At 42.3% G+C, this 22,139-nt stretch carries 16 protein-coding genes; 7 read left to right on the forward strand and 9 right to left on the reverse strand.

Annotated features, from left to right (window positions below; translation table 11 throughout):
- Window positions 1-576 precede the first annotated feature (576 nt).
- Window positions 577-861: an Npun_R1517 family heterocyst differentiation transcriptional regulator gene (locus tag RMX89_RS23770; protein WP_094350942.1), complete on the reverse strand. Its 285-nt coding sequence runs from the start codon at window positions 859-861 to the stop codon at window positions 577-579.
- An 866-nt stretch (window positions 862-1,727) separates the two neighbouring features.
- Here RMX89_RS23770 and RMX89_RS23775 point away from each other — a divergent pair.
- The 4 genes from RMX89_RS23775 (at window position 1,728) to RMX89_RS23790 (ending at window position 7,710) form a co-directional block, all read left to right on the forward strand.
- The gene (locus tag RMX89_RS23775) at window positions 1,728-2,087 is read left to right on the forward strand and encodes an NAD(P)H-quinone oxidoreductase subunit M (RefSeq protein ID WP_322671517.1); all 360 of its coding nucleotides are present in this window, start codon (window positions 1,728-1,730) and stop codon (window positions 2,085-2,087) included.
- A 648-nt stretch (window positions 2,088-2,735) separates the two neighbouring features.
- Window positions 2,736-4,997 (forward strand): protein phosphatase 2C domain-containing protein, encoded by a 2,262-nt coding sequence (locus RMX89_RS23780; protein ID WP_322690688.1) that lies wholly within the window; start codon window positions 2,736-2,738, stop codon window positions 4,995-4,997.
- Between the two features lie 344 nt (window positions 4,998-5,341).
- Window positions 5,342-6,916: a CHAT domain-containing protein gene (locus RMX89_RS23785; RefSeq protein ID WP_322671515.1), complete on the forward strand. Its 1,575-nt coding sequence runs from the start codon at window positions 5,342-5,344 to the stop codon at window positions 6,914-6,916.
- Between the two features lie 146 nt (window positions 6,917-7,062).
- Window positions 7,063-7,710: a hypothetical protein gene (locus RMX89_RS23790; RefSeq protein ID WP_322690689.1), complete on the forward strand. Its 648-nt coding sequence runs from the start codon at window positions 7,063-7,065 to the stop codon at window positions 7,708-7,710.
- Between the two features lie 334 nt (window positions 7,711-8,044).
- On the opposite strand, the gene RMX89_RS23795 is transcribed toward RMX89_RS23790, so the two are convergent.
- The 8 genes from RMX89_RS23795 to RMX89_RS23830 form a co-directional block, all read right to left on the reverse strand.
- Window positions 8,045-9,427 carry a PrsW family glutamic-type intramembrane protease gene (locus RMX89_RS23795; protein WP_322671513.1) on the reverse strand — a complete coding sequence of 461 codons (1,383 nt, stop codon included), beginning with the start codon at window positions 9,425-9,427 and terminating at the stop codon, window positions 8,045-8,047.
- 123 nt (window positions 9,428-9,550) lie between these two features.
- Window positions 9,551-9,676 (reverse strand): hypothetical protein, encoded by a 126-nt coding sequence (locus RMX89_RS23800; RefSeq protein WP_322690690.1) that lies wholly within the window; start codon window positions 9,674-9,676, stop codon window positions 9,551-9,553.
- A gap of 187 nt (window positions 9,677-9,863) precedes the next feature.
- Complete coding sequence (locus tag RMX89_RS23805) at window positions 9,864-10,466, reverse strand: DJ-1/PfpI family protein (RefSeq protein ID WP_322690691.1); 603 nt, start codon at window positions 10,464-10,466, stop codon at window positions 9,864-9,866.
- A gap of 217 nt (window positions 10,467-10,683) precedes the next feature.
- Entirely contained in the window at window positions 10,684-11,136 is a 453-nt protein-coding gene (locus tag RMX89_RS23810) for a nitrate reductase associated protein (protein WP_322690692.1), read from the reverse strand.
- Between the two features lie 142 nt (window positions 11,137-11,278).
- Complete coding sequence (locus tag RMX89_RS23815) at window positions 11,279-11,737, reverse strand: phosphate-starvation-inducible PsiE family protein (protein ID WP_322690693.1); 459 nt, start codon at window positions 11,735-11,737, stop codon at window positions 11,279-11,281.
- A gap of 404 nt (window positions 11,738-12,141) precedes the next feature.
- Entirely contained in the window at window positions 12,142-14,394 is a 2,253-nt protein-coding gene (locus RMX89_RS23820; protein WP_322690694.1) for a nitrate reductase, read from the reverse strand.
- A gap of 338 nt (window positions 14,395-14,732) precedes the next feature.
- Complete coding sequence (locus RMX89_RS23825; RefSeq protein ID WP_322690695.1) at window positions 14,733-16,235, reverse strand: NarK family nitrate/nitrite MFS transporter; 1,503 nt, start codon at window positions 16,233-16,235, stop codon at window positions 14,733-14,735.
- A 323-nt stretch (window positions 16,236-16,558) separates the two neighbouring features.
- The gene (locus RMX89_RS23830) at window positions 16,559-18,154 is read right to left on the reverse strand and encodes a ferredoxin--nitrite reductase (RefSeq protein WP_322690696.1); all 1,596 of its coding nucleotides are present in this window, start codon (window positions 18,152-18,154) and stop codon (window positions 16,559-16,561) included.
- A gap of 752 nt (window positions 18,155-18,906) precedes the next feature.
- On the opposite strand from RMX89_RS23830, the gene RMX89_RS23835 reads away from it, so the two are divergent.
- The 3 genes from RMX89_RS23835 to RMX89_RS23845 all read left to right on the forward strand — a co-directional run.
- Entirely contained in the window at window positions 18,907-19,320 is a 414-nt protein-coding gene (locus RMX89_RS23835) for a ubiquinol-cytochrome c reductase iron-sulfur subunit (protein ID WP_322671505.1), read from the forward strand.
- 148 nt (window positions 19,321-19,468) lie between these two features.
- Entirely contained in the window at window positions 19,469-20,794 is a 1,326-nt protein-coding gene (locus tag RMX89_RS23840; RefSeq protein ID WP_322690722.1) for a HEAT repeat domain-containing protein, read from the forward strand.
- 981 nt (window positions 20,795-21,775) lie between these two features.
- A partial coding sequence (locus RMX89_RS23845; protein ID WP_322690697.1) for a hypothetical protein occupies window positions 21,776-22,139 on the forward strand: 364 nt, incomplete at its 3' end.

The following is a 22,139-nucleotide window of genomic DNA, read 5'->3' on the forward strand; positions in this document are numbered from 1 at the left end:
CATTGGGCATTGGGCATTGGGCATTGGGCATTGGGCATTGGGCATTGGGCATTAGTAATTGGTGATTAATTCTTCTCCCTCACTTTCCTGCTCCCCTGCTCCCCTACTCCTGGGTAATCGGTAATAGGTAACTGGCTGCTAAACCGTGACCTATTACCAGTAATAGATAAAACATAAGTCTTTTAGCAAATCAGGCACTTAGCTTAAGCAAAAAGCTAAAAGAAAGGTTATTATTTTTACTTTTATCTTTTAGGTTTTCATTTGATTTGCGCCTGTTGTCCAATTCCCCATCTGTAAAGACACAAGGTTTTATTATTCTGCAATGTTTTGATAAAAACTCGGTAAAATGCACCCGGCTGAATTTGCTTTCAGATTCTACCAGTATTCTTTGCTACAAAGTTTTTAATAGCGGAAACTGTTCCTGGGACTTTCTGTTGCTAAATAAGACTTTCACAAGGTAGAAATCAAAATATTTTATGAAATCTACTGACTGCTCAGTTTTTATGGCAACGGGGGTATGGGATCAACATTTGATTTGATGCCCAATTCACGTTTTTAACTACTGAAATTACACCTTTAGGTTGGAGAATTTTCCGCGACATTACGCAAGCGCATTAGCTGACGTCGCATTTGAGGCGAGGCTTTAAACTCCGATACTTCCTGGGCTTTAACGGACGCTTGTAGCGTTTCTAGAAAGTCATCAGAACCTTCGGTTAAAGCATCAAGTAGCACCTGTAAGAGTTGCTCGCGATCGCTCAATAGACTCTTTTCCTCAATCAACCGGAATTTGAGATGTATTTCACACTCATAAACACCTACTTCGAGATTATTTATCTGGCGTGGTAATGCTTTGGAGTTCATAACTATTGAGATTCCTTTACTTGGTTGTCATGAGGGTAAGGAGGTAGATGTCCAGCAAAATTCTTTATATCTCTTTTGAATCCAAAGTGCTTGAATTAAGAATTTTTCTTCATCAATCACCTTTGTATTCCATTTCACTCTCCTGTGGTGTATTTTCAAGCTAGATTTTCAGTGTCTAGATTTTCAGGTTTCTGTGCCAGATGTAGCTTATGGTAAGCCATAACTATTATTCAGTTTTTAAGATTCTACACAATAAAGTTTCTGTAAGAAGTTGTTCAACCTTTTTAAAGGTTTTTACATCAACTTTATGTGAACGTCAATAACAGTTTGACTTGTTACTCAAATTTTAGTGTTTATACGTAAGTAAAACCGCTGAAATTTTTGGAGTTTATTACAGCCAGCGGTCGATGTAGCGCTATTGCGTGAAATTACTTGATGTACGTTTTTTGCAATAGAAAATTCAGGATAAATTGCTCGGCATAATTATTAATGTCAAAACTTTTGTTCTTCATAAAAAAAGTACACAGATCAAATTATTCCTGCTGAGTACCTTGTTTTACTGCCATTTGGGATTAATTGAGTCTAAAAATCTTAGCAGTAAGTCAGATTTATAGACTAAATGAAAATACTTTATCAATTAATTTTTACAGAAAAATAATTCGACTACTGTCAGTACTAGCAGTTAAATATATCTTCAACTCATAACAGTAGTAGCAAACTCATCAGTAAAGGTGATATTTTTACTTATGACCATTCAATGTACCCTTTGAAAACAGCATTCAAAGCTTTTAAATTGAGAGCATTCAAGCTCGGATATAACGTCTACAATAATTTCAGTGTAATTCACGCAAATCTTACACCTTTTTATGGATAACCCGATGCTGCTCAAGTCCACAACCCGGCATATCCGCATTTTTGCAGGTGAAATTGACCGGGATGGCGATCTAGTTCCTAGTCAACAAGTCTTAACCTTAGATGTTGACCCAGATAACGAATTTAATTGGAATGAAGATGCACTGCAAAAAATTTATCGAAAATTTGATGAGCTAGTAGAAGCATCTAGTGGCGCAGACCTCACAGACTATAACTTGCGCCGTGTAGGGTCAGATTTAGAGCATTATCTGCGATCGCTTCTGCAACTCGGCGAAGTCAGCTACAATCTTTCTGCCCGTGTTACTAATTACAGCATGGGAATCCCTCAAGTTGCCATTGACGACAAGCAATAAGCCAATGAGTTGGTAGCGGGCTGCCTGAACCCTTCTTTACAAAGAGTGCTGAGTTAAAAGTGTCTCGGCTGAAAGTGGAAAAATTCATCCAGCGTATTTCAGGTAAATGAAGTACATGGTTAGGGGCACAACATGTTGTGCCCCTACGATTATCTGTATTGCTTAACTCAGAACTGGCTACCTCCCCCTGCCACTAACAGCAGTCCGAAAGAAATATTTAAAGTCACTGCATCGATCGGGTACTTTTGCCAAAATTAATATTTGCTATTCTTAATTATTAAATTAAAGTTAAATCTTGCTATCCTACTTATAAACTAAATAAATACCAACATTATCTGCCTGTTGATGATGGGGTAATTTACCAAAAGCAAATCGTGCAGTTATGCTTGGGTTATGCTGTGGTGACAGGGTTGGAGTTAGTTGCTTTGGCGATGGAGAGTCACAGGGCAATAGAAGCTATGATTAGGCTGTAGGGTTGAGTTAGGAGCGTATTTTTTGGATAAGTTTTGTATTAGCACCTGCTGATATCCGCCAGCTAAAATCATCATCTAAAGTCTTGGTATGTCAAGTTTAAGAAAGATGAGCGGTCTAGATTGTCCCTACTAATGCTATTAAAGAAATTGCCAATCGCTGATCGGTGCGAAAACTATGGAAAATGACGCGGCAACGCTCTACTGTCCAAACGAAAATTGTCAGGCTGCCAACCCCCTGACTCATAAGTTTTGCCAGCGATGTTCGACGCCTCTACCCAAAAATTATCTCTGGGCTGTGGTAGATAGCCCAAGCGTGGGTAGCCCTGGAGAAATATTAGCCGATCGCTATTTAATCGTTGATAAATTTGTTCTTTTAGATACGAAGCCTGGTTTATTAGCGCTAACGCCTGAGTTAGATAATTTGCAGCCTCTAAAAGCGTACCTGAGACTGATTCCCTACCGTTTACACGTACCGCAGGTATATGGAGTGCTTTTTGTTGCTGACGGGTCTTTCCACCGAGAAATATTACTCTTAGAAAAACCGCCACTATTAGTAGATGACACTATCCAACAAGTTCATTTGGGCAGCGAGTTAACCACCGCTTGGCGTGATGCAACATCAATGCGCCAACTAAATTGGTTGTGGCAAATAGCTCATCTGTGGCAACCTTTAGTAAGTGAAGGTGTCGCCTCTAGCTTACTTGACTCTAATGTATTACGGGTAGAAGGATCGTTAGTCCGGTTATTGGAATTGCGTTTTGACAGCGCCACATCACCAGAATTGCCGGAATTAGGTGAATTTTGGCAGCAGTTGGTTAGCACTGCCAAACCAGCGATCGCGGAATTTGTTAATCGCGTTAGCCTGGCTTTAATTCAGGGAGAGATTAATTCAACCGATCAATTAATCGGAGTTTTAGATCGGGGACTGGCTGGGTTAGGGCGATCGCAAACACCCACGATCCAAATTATCACCAAAACCGACACCGGGCCAAGTCGTCAACGTAACGAAGATGCCTGTAGTCCTCCCAGTGGAACTCCAGTGAGCAAACCACCCCAGCCAACAGCCTTAGCAATTGTCTGTGATGGCATCGGTGGACACGAGGGTGGCAATGTCGCTTCAAATTTAGCCATTGAAACAATCCAGCAGCAGGTACAGCAACTAACAAAGGTTCCCTACGACCACATAGACCCTGCAATGCTGCTGAATGACCTAGATAAGGCAGTGGCAATGGCCAATGACAAAATCAGTCAACGCAATGACAGCGAAAATCGCCAAGGGCGTCAACGCATGGGCACGACTTTAGTCATGGCATTGCCTGTTGCTCATGAAATGTACATTACCCACGTCGGCGATAGTCGTGCCTACTGGATTACACGCCACGGCTGTTATCAAGTTACTCTCGATGATGATGTTGCCTCCCGCGAAGTGCGGCTAGGTTATGCCATTTACCGCGAGGCAGTACAACAAAGTGCTGCTGGCTCTCTAGTCCAAGCTTTGGGGATGGGTTCTAGCACTTCATTGCATCCCACATCGGGACGGTTTATGCTCGATGAAGATGCCGTTTTTCTGCTCACATCCGATGGTTTGAGTGACTTCGATCGCGTAGAGGAGTACTGGGAAACAGAAATTTTGCCGATTTTAGCTGGGGAAGCCAATATAGCAACTGTTGCCGATAGATTAGTCGAAATTGCTAATACTAAAAATGGACACGATAATGTCACCGTCGCTTTAGTTCACTATCAAGTCCAATATTGGGAACCAGAAATCACCATCCAAGCAGTGATTCCCCAGAGCTATTCTGCCAAAACTGTTGATTTAGCATCCAAGGCGACAGATGCGACACTTTTAGGCAGCCCAAACCACAAAACTCAGGTGATTCCAGACACTGAACAGGCTAAAACTCGTCAATTTCCCCTACAGTGGATAGTTCCATTAATATTTGTGGTAGCAGCAGGTTTTTTAGGATTGTTCGTCAAGCAACTGCGAGGAACCTCTCCAATTTTTTCCAATCCCTTACAAACTCAAAACCCTGGCATTGAAACGACACCCGCACCGCTGCGATCGCTAGCTAATCTTTCTTCTGGTTGGGTAATTAAAACCAATAATGACATATCCTTGGGAAACAACCAATCACTCCCCCGTGGGGCTTTTTTAGAAGTTATTGAGAAAAAATTAAATCCAAATCCTGCTTCTGGCAGTTTTTTGGTGTCTATGCGAGTTTGTGCCAATAAAAGTACCCAAACTTCAGCTAATCCTAATAACCCAGCTGTAACTACCTCAGTTCCCCCAAATTCAAAACCTTTGCCAGCAACAGTATTGCTAAACTCCTCCCAAGTCAACCGTTTTGGCGTTGTTTTACAATCAGACGCACCAAATCCATGTAGAACTGTGACGCAACCGCCAGTTACCGAACCATCTGACACCAGCCCAAGTTAATCAAATACTCGATAAACTGGTAAAAACCTGGAATAATAACAGGTAACAATCAGAGTAAAAAACTTACAAGGTCAAAAAAATAGAAAATTTTCACCTTGGAGAATTGTTATCAAAACAGAATTCAGGAGTCAGGAGTCAGGAGTCAGGAGTCAGAATTCAGAATGAATTATGTACTACTGGTGGATGAATAACCGAGTTCAAAACCTATACCATCTCTCTAATTTGGTGCAACACAATTAATGTCGGGTTTAAATCCCTCACTCATTTATTCTGAATTCTGAATTCTGGCGTATCTGTTTTCTTCTCTTGAAATTATTTGTTTTAGCTTTTAGTTTAATGAATCCATGCCATCCCTGAATTTGGCGATCGCCCGTCTCGTAAATACTGGCACTGACAACTTCGCCATTTGGGTGGTCAAGGCTCCATATCCCAGTGGCTACGTTTTACACGACTGTGTATGGCCTGTTGAACTCACCCAAGTCTGGCAAGAATGGCAGCAGATGTTTGCTGGTCATGGTCGCCTAGATATTTCCCCAAACTCAACATCTCAAAAGAGCAACCCATTCCCCATAGACTGGATTTCACCTCCTTCAGGTCAACCTACTGGCCCCTACAGCAGTCGTCTGATGCAATACTTGGGAATGAATTTATGGCGCTGGGTATTTGACGGGCAAATTCTTGGTAGTCTAGAACGCAGTCGCGGTATTGCGATGGGTCAGCATACACGTTTGCGCTTTCGACTAGAAATTCGCGACCCGGATCTGATCGCTTTCCCTTGGGAAATTATGCAGCGTGAGCCTGGTCAATCGGCGATGTCTCTCTCACAAGATTTGCTATTTAGTCGCACCAGCACTGAAGTTGACGCTTTACCGTATTTGCGAACTGACCAAGCTTTAAGTATTTTGCTGGTTTTAGGTCATGATGACAAGCTGCAACTAGAACAAGAAGCCGCTATCTTACAACAAGCTCTTGCAGATACGCCTGGTAACTCCCAAAGATATGCGCCTTGTGTAGTGAATAAACTCATTCAACCAACTCCACAACAATTGATTGATGAATTAGAAACCAAAGAATACAATGTTTTCTTTTACGCTGGACATGGTTTGCCAGACCCAGACGGAGGGTTACTGTTTTTGCGACCAGATATGCCCCTCAATGGCATAGAATTGGCGCAAGTATTGACTCGTACAGGTGTGAAACTAGCAGTTTTCAACGCCTGTTGGGGCGCACAACCAGCTGCTGTCGATCGTCAAGCTATCCCTGCCAGCAGTTTAGCAGAAGTATTGATTCGTCATGGTGTACCTGCGGTTTTGGGGATGCGCGATGAAATCGCTGACCATGAAAGCCACAGTTTTATTCAAGCCTTTACCGAAGCTTTGCGATCGCACAAGCCAATTGATGAAGCCGTAGCACAAGCTAGGCAAGAGTTGTTAACACTGTATAAATTTAATCAACCTGCTTGGACTTTGCCTGTTCTCTACCTGCATCCAGATTTTAATGGCGAACTTATTAAGAATCTGGATGAAGGTATTACCGAACTTCCAGATACAGCCATTCCTGAGGTCGGTTCCTCGCTTCCGACTGCAAGTTTACGATCGCTGACTCCAAAAGGTAAAACCTGGTTACTGCGTTATGGAGTTACCCGCATCGGCCGCACGAAAGATAATGATATTGTCATCCCCGAACCATCTGTATCCAAACGCCACGCCGAAATCTTCTGCCGCAATACTCTTACAGATGCTACACTGATGCGAACTTATTACTTGCAAGATTTTTCCACCTATGGGACAACCTGGTTTTTAGGCCCTAATGGCTGGCAACAAATCCTCCGAGAGGAAGTCCCTTTGAAATCGGGGATGCAGTTAAAGTTTGGAAGTGCCAGAGGTGAAACCTGGGAGTTTGTAATTGAAGACTCCTAGCAGAGCTATTGCATAAATGAATTTGAGTCTTTAGCATTAGCTTTTAAAATCTGTTTTTTTGGAGAAAAAATCAACATTTTTTGCGGAAATCTCCTCTGAGAACTTGTAGCTGTCAATACCACCAAATAATCATGAGGGAAGAAAATATGGCTCACAAAATTAATGGCTCAGACACTTTCTCATCTTTGCCATCTCAAGTAGATTTAGAGTTATTAGAAGCGTTACTAGAACCAGAGGATGCTAACTATCCCTGGAATCCAAGTGATCAAGATTCCGAAGCTTATTTTCAAGAACTAGAACAACAGTTCGGAATGGAAGATTTGCAAGGTGTTGAACTAATGAGGCGATCGCAAGATTTTTACGGACATCTAGATACACTTTGGTCTAGTATTACTCCGACACCTGACCACAATTATAACCGACAACAGGCAGTAGTGCTTAACCTTCAAGAAACATTACGTACAAATTTTTCTGCCTGTGTCCCCCAAATATTGCTCAACACCATCGCCACCAAAGCTGCTGAGATATTTGCTGCTCGCCAATTAATCAGCGAGCAACTGGTTGAGTGCGTTCAGACAGTACTACCAGCTTGGGGAACAGAGGATCTGATCGTTTTGGCTCGTCCTTTTGCTTACGCTATGCGAAGTAGCGAATCGCAAAATGCGGCATCCGCACTCAGTAATCTTCAAAATAGCGAGTGGACATCTTTATCAGAAGTAGATAAAGCAAAAGTTAGTTTAGCGATCGCTTCTTATGCTTTTACTGAACTTAACAAGTCTCAGCCAGAACTATGAATGGGGAATGGGGAGTAGGGAGTAGGGAGTAGGGAATAAGAAAAGTTTTCATTACACGTTGTGTTCGTCTAACCCGCGCTTTGCGTTCACCTTATTAAGAGGTGTCTTTTGCAAAGATGTTGGTTTCCCTTACGCAAAGATGTAGAGTCGAAAATCAACACTTTTGCAAGAAAAAGTTTAATGATTTTTATTTTTGTAAGTATATTTACCCCATAATAAGTTAACAGTACGCTGATTTTTAAATTAGGACATCTATCCTAAGAGGTAAATACTCAAATTGCTTATTTTCCCCCCTGCTCCCCTGCTCCCCTGCTCCCCTGCTCCCCTGCTTCTTCTATTTTGGGCCAAGAAATCGGGTAGCAAAATTTTGCGATCGCGTTGGTGACAGCGCCCGTGCCTTGAGAATTGCCGCCATCAAAAAGGCGTAAGATAACACTCCAACAACTACCAACAGCAAGGCATTGATTGACCCTGTAGCATTCCAGAGAGCGTGAAGCGCAGAAGCACTCAGATAACCAATAGACAGAATTTGCCAACTTCTACTCGGTTTGAGGACAGCCAACCCGATAAAATAACCCAAGTAGCCACTATAAGCCATGTGTCCGGCTACAGAGCCTAAAATTCGCGGAATTAGCAGTTGTAAACCTGCAAGTTGACCAGCAGCCCCTATACCCACCTGTTGCGTGACATTTTGAGTGATATCAGGCACATACTGACCGAGGGTTTCCAAGAGAGTGAAACCAACGGCAGAAGCCGTACCCAGGAGAATACCATCTAGAGGTTCCCAGATGCCGATGCGTTCTCGCCAAGGTGAAGACAACATTCTACCGATGGCAAAAGCCCCTAGTACAGGTAATGCCTTGAGTAATTCCTCCATCAACCCCGCGCCAAAAAACATCCGCACCAGTAACTCTGTGAAGGTGATAGATTCTTGGGGTGTGGGCAAGCTTCCAGGCAGGATGCCGCGAAATACGAAAATAAATAGATCCAACAGGGGACTGAGCAAAATCAGGATTGTCCCCAATGACGTAGCCATTAGCACCCACCAAGGCTTTTGTTTTCCGCAAAGTTGGTAAACAAAATAGTAGGCAGCAAAGGCGATGTAACTTGCGACAATCACTTGATTAGCTTGAGGGCGACCGACTGTAGCGAACATCAGCACCACAAAAATTACGGTCAGTATTCCCGGTACGAGGTAAGCTTTACTAGTTAAATCTTTACCAGTGGAAATAATTGGAAAAAGCTGGGTGAAGCTAACAGAATCTGGCTGCTTTAATTGCGTGTGGTTGTGGTAGTCCGTCGCTGAAGGCAGTGGTGTAACTTGGTTGACTGTCGTCGCCGGAGTCAGTGAGGTATACTCGCATTCAAAAATGTATTGTGGGCCATCAGCACCTAGAGAAATGCGATCGCCTGGGTGCAATTCCTGACATTCATATAAACGTTGTCCATTCAAATAAGTGCCATTAGCACTATTCAAGTCACAAAGCACCCAGCTAAATTTGCTATCTGGGGATAGAGAGAGGGGACGAACCACTGCATGACGACGAGATACCATTCGGTACATCATGGCATCCAAGACAACTTGGCAGCTGGGGTCGCGTCCAATTACCATCTCTTTACTGGGGGGCAGCGAGTAGCGAGATTCTGCTCCCAAAGCTGCCCCATTACCAGACACTAGCCGCAGAAATGCATTATGTCTTGCGTTTTTGCCTGTCATCGATAAGAAGTACGTTTCTAAACTAATTCTTCACATAATTTGGCAGCAGGACTAACCTTAGCCACATTAGCAGCAGCATTGCTAAATCCACTATAGCTTCACTTACTGCTAAGAAATTTAAAATTATTGGTGCAAAATTTCAAATTGTTTCATCTCATGTAAAGAAGTATTCCATCTGCTGAGAGTTTGCCCTAAAACTGGCTTGTTTGGCGGCTCAATCAGATTGTCTTGATGCTGTACTTTTGACATCGTAGCTGCAAATTAAACCCACTGCAATTTATTAAAAAATAGTATTTTTTACTGCATTTAGTTCCATTTCAAAAATATATAATTATTAGTCGTCTGTTGTCAGTTGTTTTTGGCAAAGCTCTTTTGGAGTAAGGAGTAGGGGAAGAAACTGTTATGAAGTGAACCAAAAGATTTCTAGTATCTTGTCTCAAACAACTGTAGTCAATTCTAGGTGTTCAATCTTAGTTCCAAGTACTATGAGGAATTCTGCTAGCCAATGTGGGTGAGCAGGCCAAGCTGGTGCTGTCACTAAGTTACCATCAACTATTGCCCGATCGACAGGGATATCAACATAGATTCCTCCAGCACTCTTGATATCTGGGCTACAAGCAGGGTAGCCAGTACATCTCTTGCCTTGCAGTACATCAGCAGCTGCTAATAACTGCAAGGCGTGGCAAATGGCAGCAATCGGTTTATTCGCTTGGGCAAAGTGACGAGTGATTTCTAGCACCTGCTGATTGAGGCGGAGATATTCTGGTGCCCTTCCTCCAGGAATGACTAAGGCATCATAGGTTGTGGCTTCTACTTCTGCAAACGTTGCATTTAAAGTAAAATTGTGTCCGGGTTTTTCGCTGTAAGTCTGGTCTCCTTCAAAGTCATGAACTGCTGTCCGCACCCGATCGCCAGCTTTTTTGTCGGGGCAAACTGCATGGACAGTGTGTCCCACCACTTGCAATGTCTGGAAAGGAACCATCACTTCATAGTCTTCTACATAGTCGCCAACAAGCATCAAAAGTTTCTTTGCAGCCATATATTTGTTACCCTTACCTATTAGTCATCAATAGTTGTTTATAAAGTAGATATTAATTTAGAGTCAGCTTTTTTCGGCGTTAGTTTATATACGAGTTTTTGATACTTAACATCAATCACTGTTCTATCATGTATCATTTCAGAATGACAAATTAACAAAAATTAATACATATTACAGGAACACGACGATAATTCAACGATCGCGATCGAATCGCAAATTAAAGCAGATTAAATTCTGCGATCGCTCTCGGAAAATTTTTGTTTTCATGTCCTGGCTGGCTGAGTTTAATCAAAGCAAAACGCTGTAAGGGTGTTAAAGCTGCCCAACGTTGCTGTGTCAGGGTTACACCTATTTCTTGAGCTTTTCCCTGAAGGCTAGCTGGTACAGTGGCAGAATCTAGCCATGCAGGATGAGGCTCGATGGGCAATTTTGCCGCTGGTACACCTGTGTGTTGTATGATTAATTGCTCGATATATTCGCGGTAAGAGTGAATTTCCGTTTCTGTAGTGCAAGGTAATTCCACTAAAGCTTGACGCTCATCTGTCGTCATTTGATTCCAATCAGGCAATTTTAGCTTGATGCCACAAGTATCTAATTTACAACGCACCTGCATGGGGATGCAACGCAGAGAATCAACAAAGTCTGCTTCAAATTGAAAGAAATCTGTCACGTCGCTTCGCTCCGAATCAAAATTCACGCATTCAAAATTAATAATTTATATTGTTGCTTAACAAACCCAAAATTGCTGTACCTTTAAAAGTGGTCTGTATTCCATGCAATTGAGAACCGCTATAGTTTATTAGGCATTTTATTTAACTTGCATCTTTAGAATTACTGAGACGAATTATTAAATAACTAATTGATAAAGCAAGAATAGCTATACCTAAGCCAATTATATCAATTCCTGGAACTTTTTCTAAGTCAAGAATAATAATTTTTCTAGCAACAGCTATTAAAGAAGTAACAATAACTAATTCAACCTGAAAAACATGTCGTCGGAGATAGGCGGTAATATTTTCTAAGATTTCTAAAGCAATCAAAATATTTAAAAATAAACCGAAAATTTTATACAAGGTTGAGTTAAATTTCCCATAAGGAACTGTAAATAACTCTTTAAAAATAAAAATTCCTAAATCTCCGATCGTTACCAAAATTACGACCACCATAAAAATAGATAGAACTTTAGAAACTAGCACTTCTATATTTTCAATGATGTGCATGAAGTTCTCATCTGTGGTAGCTCTGACAATTCGCTTCATTAGCTTTTTCATCTGCTGCACCCAATTCTCAAATAAAAGAAAATCCCATAGATAAATCTAAAGGATTGGAAATAATTGACAATTTTTTGTAAATATCTCTGCTTTTTTATTCTTTATCCATAGCGAAAATAAACTTTAGTAAAATCCCTTGTTACTAAAAATTTAGCTCTTTAAATATAGTAATTGGTAACAGTCAAAATTAGAGAGTTAGAAAAAATGATAATAACTATTGACTATTGATTATTGACGAAATTACCTGTTGCTGGTTATAAATTACCACTTCCGAGCTACACTTTGCAGCTTACTATAGGACTCATATTTGATTGCGTGAAAAAAACTCAGTACACCTTTATTCCTTCTTCCCAGTCCCCAGTCCCTAGTCCCTAGTCCCCGGCCTTTACGAGTAATTCTCCGAATCAAATCGGATTGCTATATTGTGAGGACTGGAGTTGATAATCTTTGATGGGAACTTCCACCGAAATTGGTATCAGCTGCACAGCACAGGCTTTTAATTCTGGTTGCAGCGAATCGGGGCAAGATTCTGGATGGGTGAGGGCGTTGGCTTCGGCATTATCTGCCCACAGCGAACCCCAGTGCATAGGGACAAAAACTGTACCAGGTGCGATCGCTTTTGTGACTTTAGCAGGAAACTTCGCTTTACCACGACGCGATCGCACTTCTATATACATACTATCGGCAATACCTAACCGAGCAGCATCACGAGGATGAATTTCGATAAACGGTTCGGGATGCATTTTGCAAATTTTTTCAATTCGACCGGTGCGTGTCTGCGTATGCCAATGTCCGTAAAGTCGTCCAGTAGTTAGTACAAACGGATAATTTGGGTCTGGTGGTTCCGCCAATCCCTTGGAGTAATATGCCCCAAATCGAGCGCGTCCATCAGGGGTGTGAAAGCGGAGATTGGTGTAAAGGCGTTTGGAGTTAGGAGTTTGGAGTGAGGAGTTAGGAGTTGAAGATTCTAATTCATAACTCCCAACTCTTAACTCATAACTTTTTTCTGGGTGAGGCCATTGCGTCGGGCCTTCTACTTGTAATTGCGCGTGACTGATACCTGTCATATCGCAGGGGCGATTTTTAGTTAGTTTGACAAACTCAGCGTAAACTTCCGCCGAGTTAGCAAAGGCAAATTCTCTCTCAAAACCTAATCTACGTCCAACTTCGGCAAAAATTTCCCAATCGGCTTTCGCTTCTCTTGGCAGTTGGCGAAATGCTTGACATAAAGTTACCATCCGTTCGGAGTTTGTCATCACGCCAGTTTTTTCACCCCACTGGGCTGCTGGTAGTAGAACGTGAGCGTAGGCAGAAGTTTCTGTGGGATAATATGCGTCTTGGTAAATAGTGAAAGGCGATCGCAACAATGCCTTTTTAGTCCGCTCTAAATCTGGCATACTCACAGCCGGATTAGTAGCTGCAATCCACAGTAACCCTACAGCATCATTTTCTAACCCAGTAATCATGTCCCAAGCAGTCAAACCGGGATTGGGCGAAATTTGTCCTGGCTTGAGTCCCCAAAACTCCTCAACTTCTGCACGGTGCTGGGGATTTTTCACCGCCCGATAACCCGGTAATAAATGCGCCAAACCTCCGGCTTCCCGTCCTCCCATCGCGTTCGGTTGACCTGTGAGGGAAAAAGGGCCAGCCCCAGGTTTGCCAATCTGTCCAGTCATCAGGTGCAGGTTAATAATCGTTCTAACCTTAGCCGTCCCTTCTGAAGATTGATTTACACCCATTGACCACAAAGACAGTACTCGCTCAGATTTACCCCAGTAACGTGCTGCTGTTTCTAAATCTTCAATACTGATTCCACATTGACGAGCTACCACTTCTGGCGGATAGTGGCGAATAACCTCAGCATAAGCGGGAAAGTTGCTGGTGCAGTCCTCCATGAACATCGTATCAATGTAGTTCCAGCGCATCAACAAATGGGCGATGCCGTTCAACAAGTCGATATCTGTACCGGGACGAATGGCTAAATGCAAATCAGCGGCTTCTGCGGTTGGTGTGCGACGGGGATCGACCACAATCATCTTGACTTTGCGGTTCTTTTTGTGATACTTTGCCAGTCGATTGAAAACGATGGGGTGACATTCGGCTGTATTAGTACCAATTAAAAATGCACAGTCGGTTAACTCCAAGTCATCGTAACAGCATGGCGGCCCATCTGCACCAAAGCTTTGAATGTACCCAGCCACAGCACTAGACATACATAAGCGAGAGTTGGCATCAAAATTATTAGTACCCAGACAGCCTTTCATGAGTTTCTGGGCTATGTAGTAATCCTCAGTTTGAAACTGACCGGAACCATACATACATAAGGCTTCTGGCCCTTGGGTGAAACGCACGGTTTGAATGCGTTTGGCGATCAGATCGAAAGCTTCATCCCAACTAACGCGGCGAAACTCTCGATCTAAGGAGTCTCGCACCATTGGGTAATGTAATCTATTTTTATCTAAAGATTCTGCGATCGTTGCACCTTTGACACAAACCATTCCTTGACTAGATGGATGGGCTTTATCACCCCGCACCCGCCAAGTCGGATTTCCTTGACTATCTCGATTAGTTGCTTTGCCAAGTTGGGCTGGAGGTGAAACTTCTAAACCGCAGCCAACACCACAGTAGGGACAGAGAGTTTTGGTAAATTCACTCATGGCTGTTGTACCATTTTGTTATTTTGATTTTGCAACCTCAGATGTAGCGCCAGGTTGAGAAATTTGTATGTTAGGCAAACTCTTTGAAACGAATGGCACGCTTGTAAAGCTCAAAGGGTTTTGTCGTCTTGTTCCCAGCCTGGAGGCTAGGAATATATTTAAAGTGGGCTTCTGCCTCTTATCAAGCTACTGGAGGCGGAGCCTCCCAGAATGGGTTAAGAGCCTAGAGGCTGGGAACTCGTCATGTATCTTTTCTTAGTGCCATTCGACTAAAGTCCTTAGTACGAACTATGAGAATTTATTTGCTTTATTGCCTACTTTCTATTTTCAAGACAGGTCTATTCTTCAGTTAAGAAGATAGGGTTTTTCGTTGCAGTTTCTGGTAATTCACCTTCAAATGCAGGGGCAAAGGAACCTTTTGGTTCTTTGAGGAAAAAGGCACACATAAAAGCACAGACTAGTGCAGCTAAACCCATTGTGGAAAATAGTGTGGGAGTGTCGGTTAAGCTGAAAATTGTCAGGTAAACTACACCGCCAAAATTACCGTAAGCTCCCACATTGCCGGCAATTTGTCCAGTGGCTTCTTTCTTGATTAGGGGAACGATGCTGTAGGTTGCACCGCAGCCAGCTTGGGCAAAGTAAGCGGCAACCATTGTCACTGCGATCGCTACTGGAATCGGCCAGCTACTACTAATAAAATGTGCTATCAAATAACTAACACCAATGCCAGCGCTGATAATTGTCATTGTCCATTTTCGGGAGTTAAATTTATCAGAAATTAAGCCACCACTGGGACGAGAAACCAAATTTAAGAATGGATAGGTAGCGGCAATCATTCCAGCGACAACATGTTCTAAAGCAAAGGTTTTTTCAAAGAATGCTGGAAGCATAGAAACGACTGCCAGTTCGCTACCAAAGTTAGTTATATAAGTGAATTCGAGTATGGCTACTTGACCAAATTGAAAGCGTTCGGATGGAGCATAAGTTTTCTTGCCAATTAAAAGTTCTCGGTTTACTTGCCAAGCTTTGTAACTTTGGTAAGCAAATAATCCTGCTAATAGTAACCAAATCAAATACATTTGGCTCAAAGTTAGGAAGTGAATGTTCTTTTGTTCCAAACGCCAAGCCAATAAACCCAAGGCAAAAATTAAACCAAAATTCGAGACAATCATCGCCCAGAAGCTTTTAACACTGGTTACTTCTAGAGAACCATTTTTCTTAGGTTTCTTGTAAACTTTACCTGTGGGCGTATCTTGGACGTTGTTGTAATAAATTACGCCGTAGATAGCTGCAATAATCCCTGTAAATGCGATCGCAAATCGCCAGTTAGAAGCACCACCAGCGAAAAAGCTCGTGGAAACTGCAAGTATCGGTAAGGCAAACTCTGCGCCAAAAGCCCCAAAGTTACCCCAACCGCCATAAATACCTTGAGCAATTCCCATCTCCTTCGGCTGGAACCATTCGGACACCATACGGATACCCACAACGAATCCAGATCCGACAATTCCCATCAGCAAACGGCTGATGACTAGTTGATTAAAGTCTTGCGCTAGCGCCGTCGCTAAACAAGGAACAACCGCAAACATTAGCAGCATTGAGTAGGTGATTCTGGGGCCAAAACGATCCAGAAGCATCCCAATAATTAGTCGTGCGGGAATTGTGAGGGCAAGGTTACAAATGCCTAAAGTTTTGATTTGTTCTGGTGCTAGATGTAGTTCTCTGCCAATGGTTGTAGCGAAGGGGGCAAAGTTAAACCAACAAACAAAGGTGAGGAAGAAAGCAAACCAAGTCTGATGTAAGATGCGGTAGCGATCGCTAAATGAAAATAAGTTTTTAAGCATTCCAATCTTTCTAATTGAATAAAATACGGTAAAGAGGTAGCCGAAGTTGAGCCTTTAAAGTCGAAGGTTAAGCCTTAAAGGTCGAAGGTTAAGTCTTAAAGGTCGAACATTAAGCCTTAAAGGTCGAAGGTTAAGTCTTAAAGGTCGAACATTAAGCCTTAAGGTTTGAACATTAAGCCTTAAAGATCGAACATTAAACCTTAAAGTTTGAACATTAAGCCTTAAAGATCGAACATTAAGCCTTAAAGTTTGAAGTATGAGTCTTGCCCAATGCCCAATACTTCGACTCCGCTCAGTACAAGTGCCCAATGCCCAATGCCCAACTAGCAGTTACCAACTAGTAAGGCTTCTTGCTTGAGTTTTGCCCCAAAGTTTTTAATCAATAAATCTTGCAATAATGGCTGCAAGTCTTCGCAGGGTACGCCTTTGATGATGCAAGTTCCCAAATGGGCATCTTTGCCAACTTTGCCGCCCATATATATGTCAACACCTTCTAAGGTTTTGCCATTTTTGCGAGTTTTAGTTCCCATCAAGCCGATGTCTGCAACTTGGGGTTGTCCGCAGGAGTTAGGACAACCTGTCCAATGAATTCGCACTGGTTCGGTGAAGGTTAACTCTTCTTCTAAGGTTTTAATCATTGCCAGGGCGCGGTTTTTGGTTTCAATGAGGGCAAAGTTGCAAAATTGTGCGCCTGTGCAAGATACTAGCGATCGCGTCAGCAAACCTGGATCGATAGAAAATCTTTCCAGCAAAGGCTCAGTTAAAAATGTTGCTAAACGTGAGTCAGCAATATTGGGGATCACAATGTTTTGCTCAACTGTGAAACGAATTTCACTACTGCCGTAAACTTCTGCTAGACGGGCAATTTCAAACATATCTTCGGCATACAACCGACCGACAGGAATGTTCAAGCCTGCGTAATTTAATCCTGATTGTTTTTGTTTATATACCCCGATATGGTCGCGTTTTTCCCAGTCAATCTCGTCTTTAGGTGCTGCGGGTAATAATGATTTACCCAAACGGTTTTCTACTTCTGCGCGAAACTTATCTAAACCCCATTCATCGATTAGCCACATCAAGCGCGATTTTTGCCGATTAGCACGCGGCCCACAATCGCGAAAGACTTCCAAAACCGCTCTACATACAGTTACTACATCTTCTGGAGCCACCCAAGCATTTAAAGGAATCGCCGCCTCACAACGTTTAGCTGAGAAAAAGCCACCAACTATAACGTTAAAGCCAAAAATTTTGTCGTGGGAATCAGCAGAAGGGAAATTTTGCTCCCCTGCTTCTTTAAATGCTGGAACAAAAGCTAAATCGTTAATTTCAGCGTGAACGGAATTGTCTCTTCCACCTGCGATCGCAATATTAAACTTGCGTGGTAAGTTGCTAAATTCTGGGTTTCCTTCCCCTTTATTGGTGAGCATATCTTGAATTTGCTGTACCAACTCTCGCGTGTCGTACAATTCATCTGCATCTAACCCCGCCACGGGATCGCCTGTGATATTGCGGACGTTATCCATTCCTGACTGAACGCTGGTTAAACCAACTGCGTGAAATCTATTAAAGATATCTGGTAAATCTTCAATTCTGATCCCCCGTAATTGAATATTCTGTCTGGTAGTAATATCAGCGCAACCATCATCACCGTAACGTTGCACCACTTGAGCTAAAACACGCATCTGGCTGCTGGTAAGAATACCGTTAGGCATCCGCAACCGCATCATAAACTTGCCTGGGGTAACTGGGCGAAAAAACACGCCTACCCATTTGAGTCGATGATCGCGATCTGTTTCGTTCATCGCCTCCCAACCCAAGGCGGCAAATTTCTCTATCTCACTCTTGATGGCGAGTCCATCTTTTTCTGCTTTTAATTTCTCGAACTTATTAAGGCTAGTGGTAGTTGCTGTATCTGTCATGAGTTTGAATCTCGTTGCAAATTACTGATACGATCGGTAACTGTGGTCATAATTTCCCAATTCCAATCAATCCGTAGTTACATCAGGTGCTGTATCTGCGAAGGTTAGGGAATAAAAATTTAATATTTAACTACGGCTGATTATTTTTACTCAAGAACATTCCAACGCGAAACTTCAAATCCGTGGTTAGTTAAGGAAAATTTGTGACCATTTACATCTTGGGAATTTGTCAAGCAGGTTTAGATAATGTTCATGTAACAATTTCGATACTCATAACTTAAAGTGACTTTTGTGTTAAAATCGTATAAATTGTTACGATTTTCGGAAAAGTTTTTCAAAAAATGCATGAATAGTATGCATTACTTGCATTAAAGTCACCCATAAGCGATGTAGCGCCCTTAATCAACGGTATTTGAGAGGACTGAAGTAATTTTGGATCGCCATAGACTAATCTCAAATCTAAAATCCAAAAGTAAAAGGGACTGGGGACTGGGGACTGGGGATTAGGGATTGGGGATTGGGGATTAGGGATTGGGTGTCAAACCCTTAAAATTATGGTGGTTGCTCATTACCCACTAGCAAATTTTAAAAAACTTTTGACTACGGGCCTAGTACCCAGTACCAAAGCGGCGTTCCTCCCCCACCAACTTTTATGTATGGTGGGGGACTCTGACGTTCGCTAACGCTACGCTATCTCCGCGACCAGTTGAATTACAGATGTTAGCTAAAACTTAGATATTATTTCAGCAGTTATGAAACGTCGTGACTTTATTAATTGGGTAGGTTTGGGCTGGATTGCGAGTTCTCTACCTGTAGCGATCGCAGCTTGTTCTTCTCAAACAACTCCAGCATCTAAAGATTGGCAAACAGTAGGTACATCAGCAGATTTAGATAAAACAGGTCAATTGCTGGCAAAAAACTCACCTGCTGGGCCTGTGCTGGTAGTCGGCACATCTAAAGCCGGAAATCTAACTGCTGTTGACCCTACTTGTACTCATGCAGGTTGCACTGTAGCATGGAAAGCAGATGCCAAAAAATTCACTTGTCCCTGTCATGGTTCGGAATATGGAGCCGATGGTAAAGTGCAAAAAGGCCCAGCAACCGACCCTCTAAAAACTTACGCCGCTAAGATTGAGGGCAATTCGGTTGTAGTTAAGCCAAGCTAGTGGAGGCAGGATAGCGCATGGGTACTGGGTACTGGGTACTAGGAGAATAACCAATCCCTAATCCCCAGTCCCTAATCCCCAGTCCCTAATCCCCAGTCCCCAATCCCCAGTCCCTAATCCCCAGTCCCCAATCCCTTTTACGCAAGATATTGTGAGTAATATCAAACAGCTTTTGGTACAAGCCGAGGCAGCACATAATGCCGCTGATTGGTCATCACTAATTCAATATTTGCAACAATTAGTTTTAGGGGCAGACTCGGAAGATCCAGAAATAGTTAAAAATCGAGAATATCTCCTAAAATTAACACTCTCAATGTTAGAGATGGGAGATTTTCAGCAGCGATGGGAAATTACCAAAGTGTTGACTCGCCTGGGAAATATTGCTATCCCACCTCTGATTGAGATATTAGAAGATGAAGACGCAGAAGACGAATTGCGCTGGTATGCAGCAAGAACTTTAGGTGAATTTAAACACCCAGAAGCGTACGCTGAAAGCGTTGGCGAAGTCATCGCGTCAATAGTTGAATTGTTGAAAAATGATGAGAATGATGAACTCAAAGCGATCGCATCTACAGCACTGGGACAAATGGGTACTGTTGCGATTGCTTCACTAACTGAACTTCTATTAGATGAAAATACACGATTGTTAGCAGTGCGATCGCTTTGTTGTATTCGGCAACCAGAAACCATCATGCCGCTGTTGAGTGTAGTGCAAGATCCACAAGCAGCAATCCGCGCCGCTGCAATTGAAGCCCTCAGCAGTTTTCATGACGAACGCGTACCGCCAGTATTGTTAAAAGCTTTGGACGATCCCGCCGCCACAGTGAGGCGTGCAGCAGTGCTTGGTTTAGGTTTTCGCCCCGATTTACATCAAGCATTAGATTTAATCACGAGACTGCAACCCAAACTTTACGACTTTAACCTTGATGTTTGTTGTGCAGCCGCAGTTACCCTTTCTCGGATTGGTAGTGATGAGGCTGCTAAACACTTATTTGATTTGCTGATTTCACCTCAGACACCGATAACGCTGCAATTAGAAACCATCCGCGCTTTAAGTTGGGTGGGAACATTATCGAGTTTGGAATATTTGCAAACAGCACTGAATCAAAGTACATCCGAGACAGTGTGGCAAGAAATTGTCACAGTTTTGGGACGAGTCCAAAAACCGCAGTTAACTACACCATCTGCGGAAATCTTACTGCAAATACTGCGATCGCCACATCCGGCCACAGAGATTGCTAGCATCAAAAGTGCGATCGCTTTATCTTTAGGACAGTTAGGCGAAATGCAGGCAATTGAACCATTGATTTCCCTGTTAGCCGATCTTAATGCATCGGTGAGACTACATGCGATCGCAGCACTGAAAAATCTGAATGAGGAAGCCACACATCAACAATTGCAGCAGTTAGCGAATAATGACGCAATCACACCAGATTTAAAACAAGGAATAGCGATCGCTTTAGCCGAATGGTAAATTTCAGCGTCAACTTTTAATCGCGTAGCGTCTCGTAAAGTCTGCGGCATAGCTACGCTTAGGGCGCTGTCTCTTTTAGATAAGAGAAGATTAAAATCCTTATTACAAACCTTTAATTATTTATGCCATCCTATTGAACTGATAATAAAAGTATTCCTTAAGTCTAAAGTAAGACACATCTGGAGTATGAAGTTATAAGTTTTCAGGTGAAATAAGATTGTGAAGTATTCTTAATAGAGTCTCAACAGCAAGCAGCATCTGGCTGTATAGAGTTTTTAGTTCATTTATATCAAAATAACTAAAAGCTAATGTAAAAAAAGTAATTATATTTATTCAGGTGAAAATCCTGTTTAGCTTAGCGATCGCTTGTACTTCTTAGGTTAGTCTGTTTATCTAATTACAAACTCTATTCTATAATGTGGAGTTTTCTCACACTTATAGAACTCATATCTGATTTTTGAACAAGATTTCAGATAAAACCCCGATATAACAGGCTTTTCAGTCTCAGTATGTTTTCAGAAATAAAATCGGAGTCCTATATAAACTAACCTAACTTGAATGCCAAATTAATTCCTGGGATATAAGTGATTTTACTCTTATGGTAGAAGTCCGGCGAAAAACTAACACTTATGCTATCTAACAGTAACAAAATGATTCACAATAAGTAATTAGTAAAAATAGGATAGATAGAAAGTAAGTGTAATAATATTTATTTTCTATATTTGAACAAGCGATTTTGTTCGTGAATTCTTAATCCTAAAGTAGTAATTACTGATTATGAGTTATTTTGCTTAATGTGACAAAGAATAAGTTGTTGGTGGTATTTTCAAATCCTTTCAACTTTTCCAGAAGAAGTTAAGTAAAATACTCTGCAATCTGCCTCGCCATAATTTACCTAATTTAGCAGTGGATTGAAGAGACAACATTGCTTTTGTAAATCAATCAACGATACAAATCTAGAACATAAAAGGAACCATAAGCATGAAGCCTTTCAATTTATCTAAAGCTGTTTTAGCTACTGTATTTGCCATCAGTTTCGCTTCTGTATCCTTACCTACTTTAGTTTCCGCCCAAAGTGGAGGTTCCGGCAGTGGAGGCTCTGGTGGCGGAAGTGCCGGCAGTGGAAGCTCCGGTAGCGGAAGCTCCAGTGGTAGCACTGGCTCAGGTACTGGAACTGGAGCTACAGGCACTGGAACCGGGACAACAGGCACTGGAACAACAGGCACTGGAACTGGGACATCAGGCAGTGGCTTAGGTACTGGAACTGGAACTACAGGTACTGGAACTGGGACAACAGGCACTGGAACCGGGACAACAGGCACTGGCTTAGGTACTGGAACTACAG

The sequence above is a fragment of the Nostoc sp. DedSLP04 genome, assembly GCF_034530775.1.
Taxonomy (GTDB): Bacteria; Cyanobacteriota; Cyanobacteriia; order Cyanobacteriales; family Nostocaceae; genus Nostoc.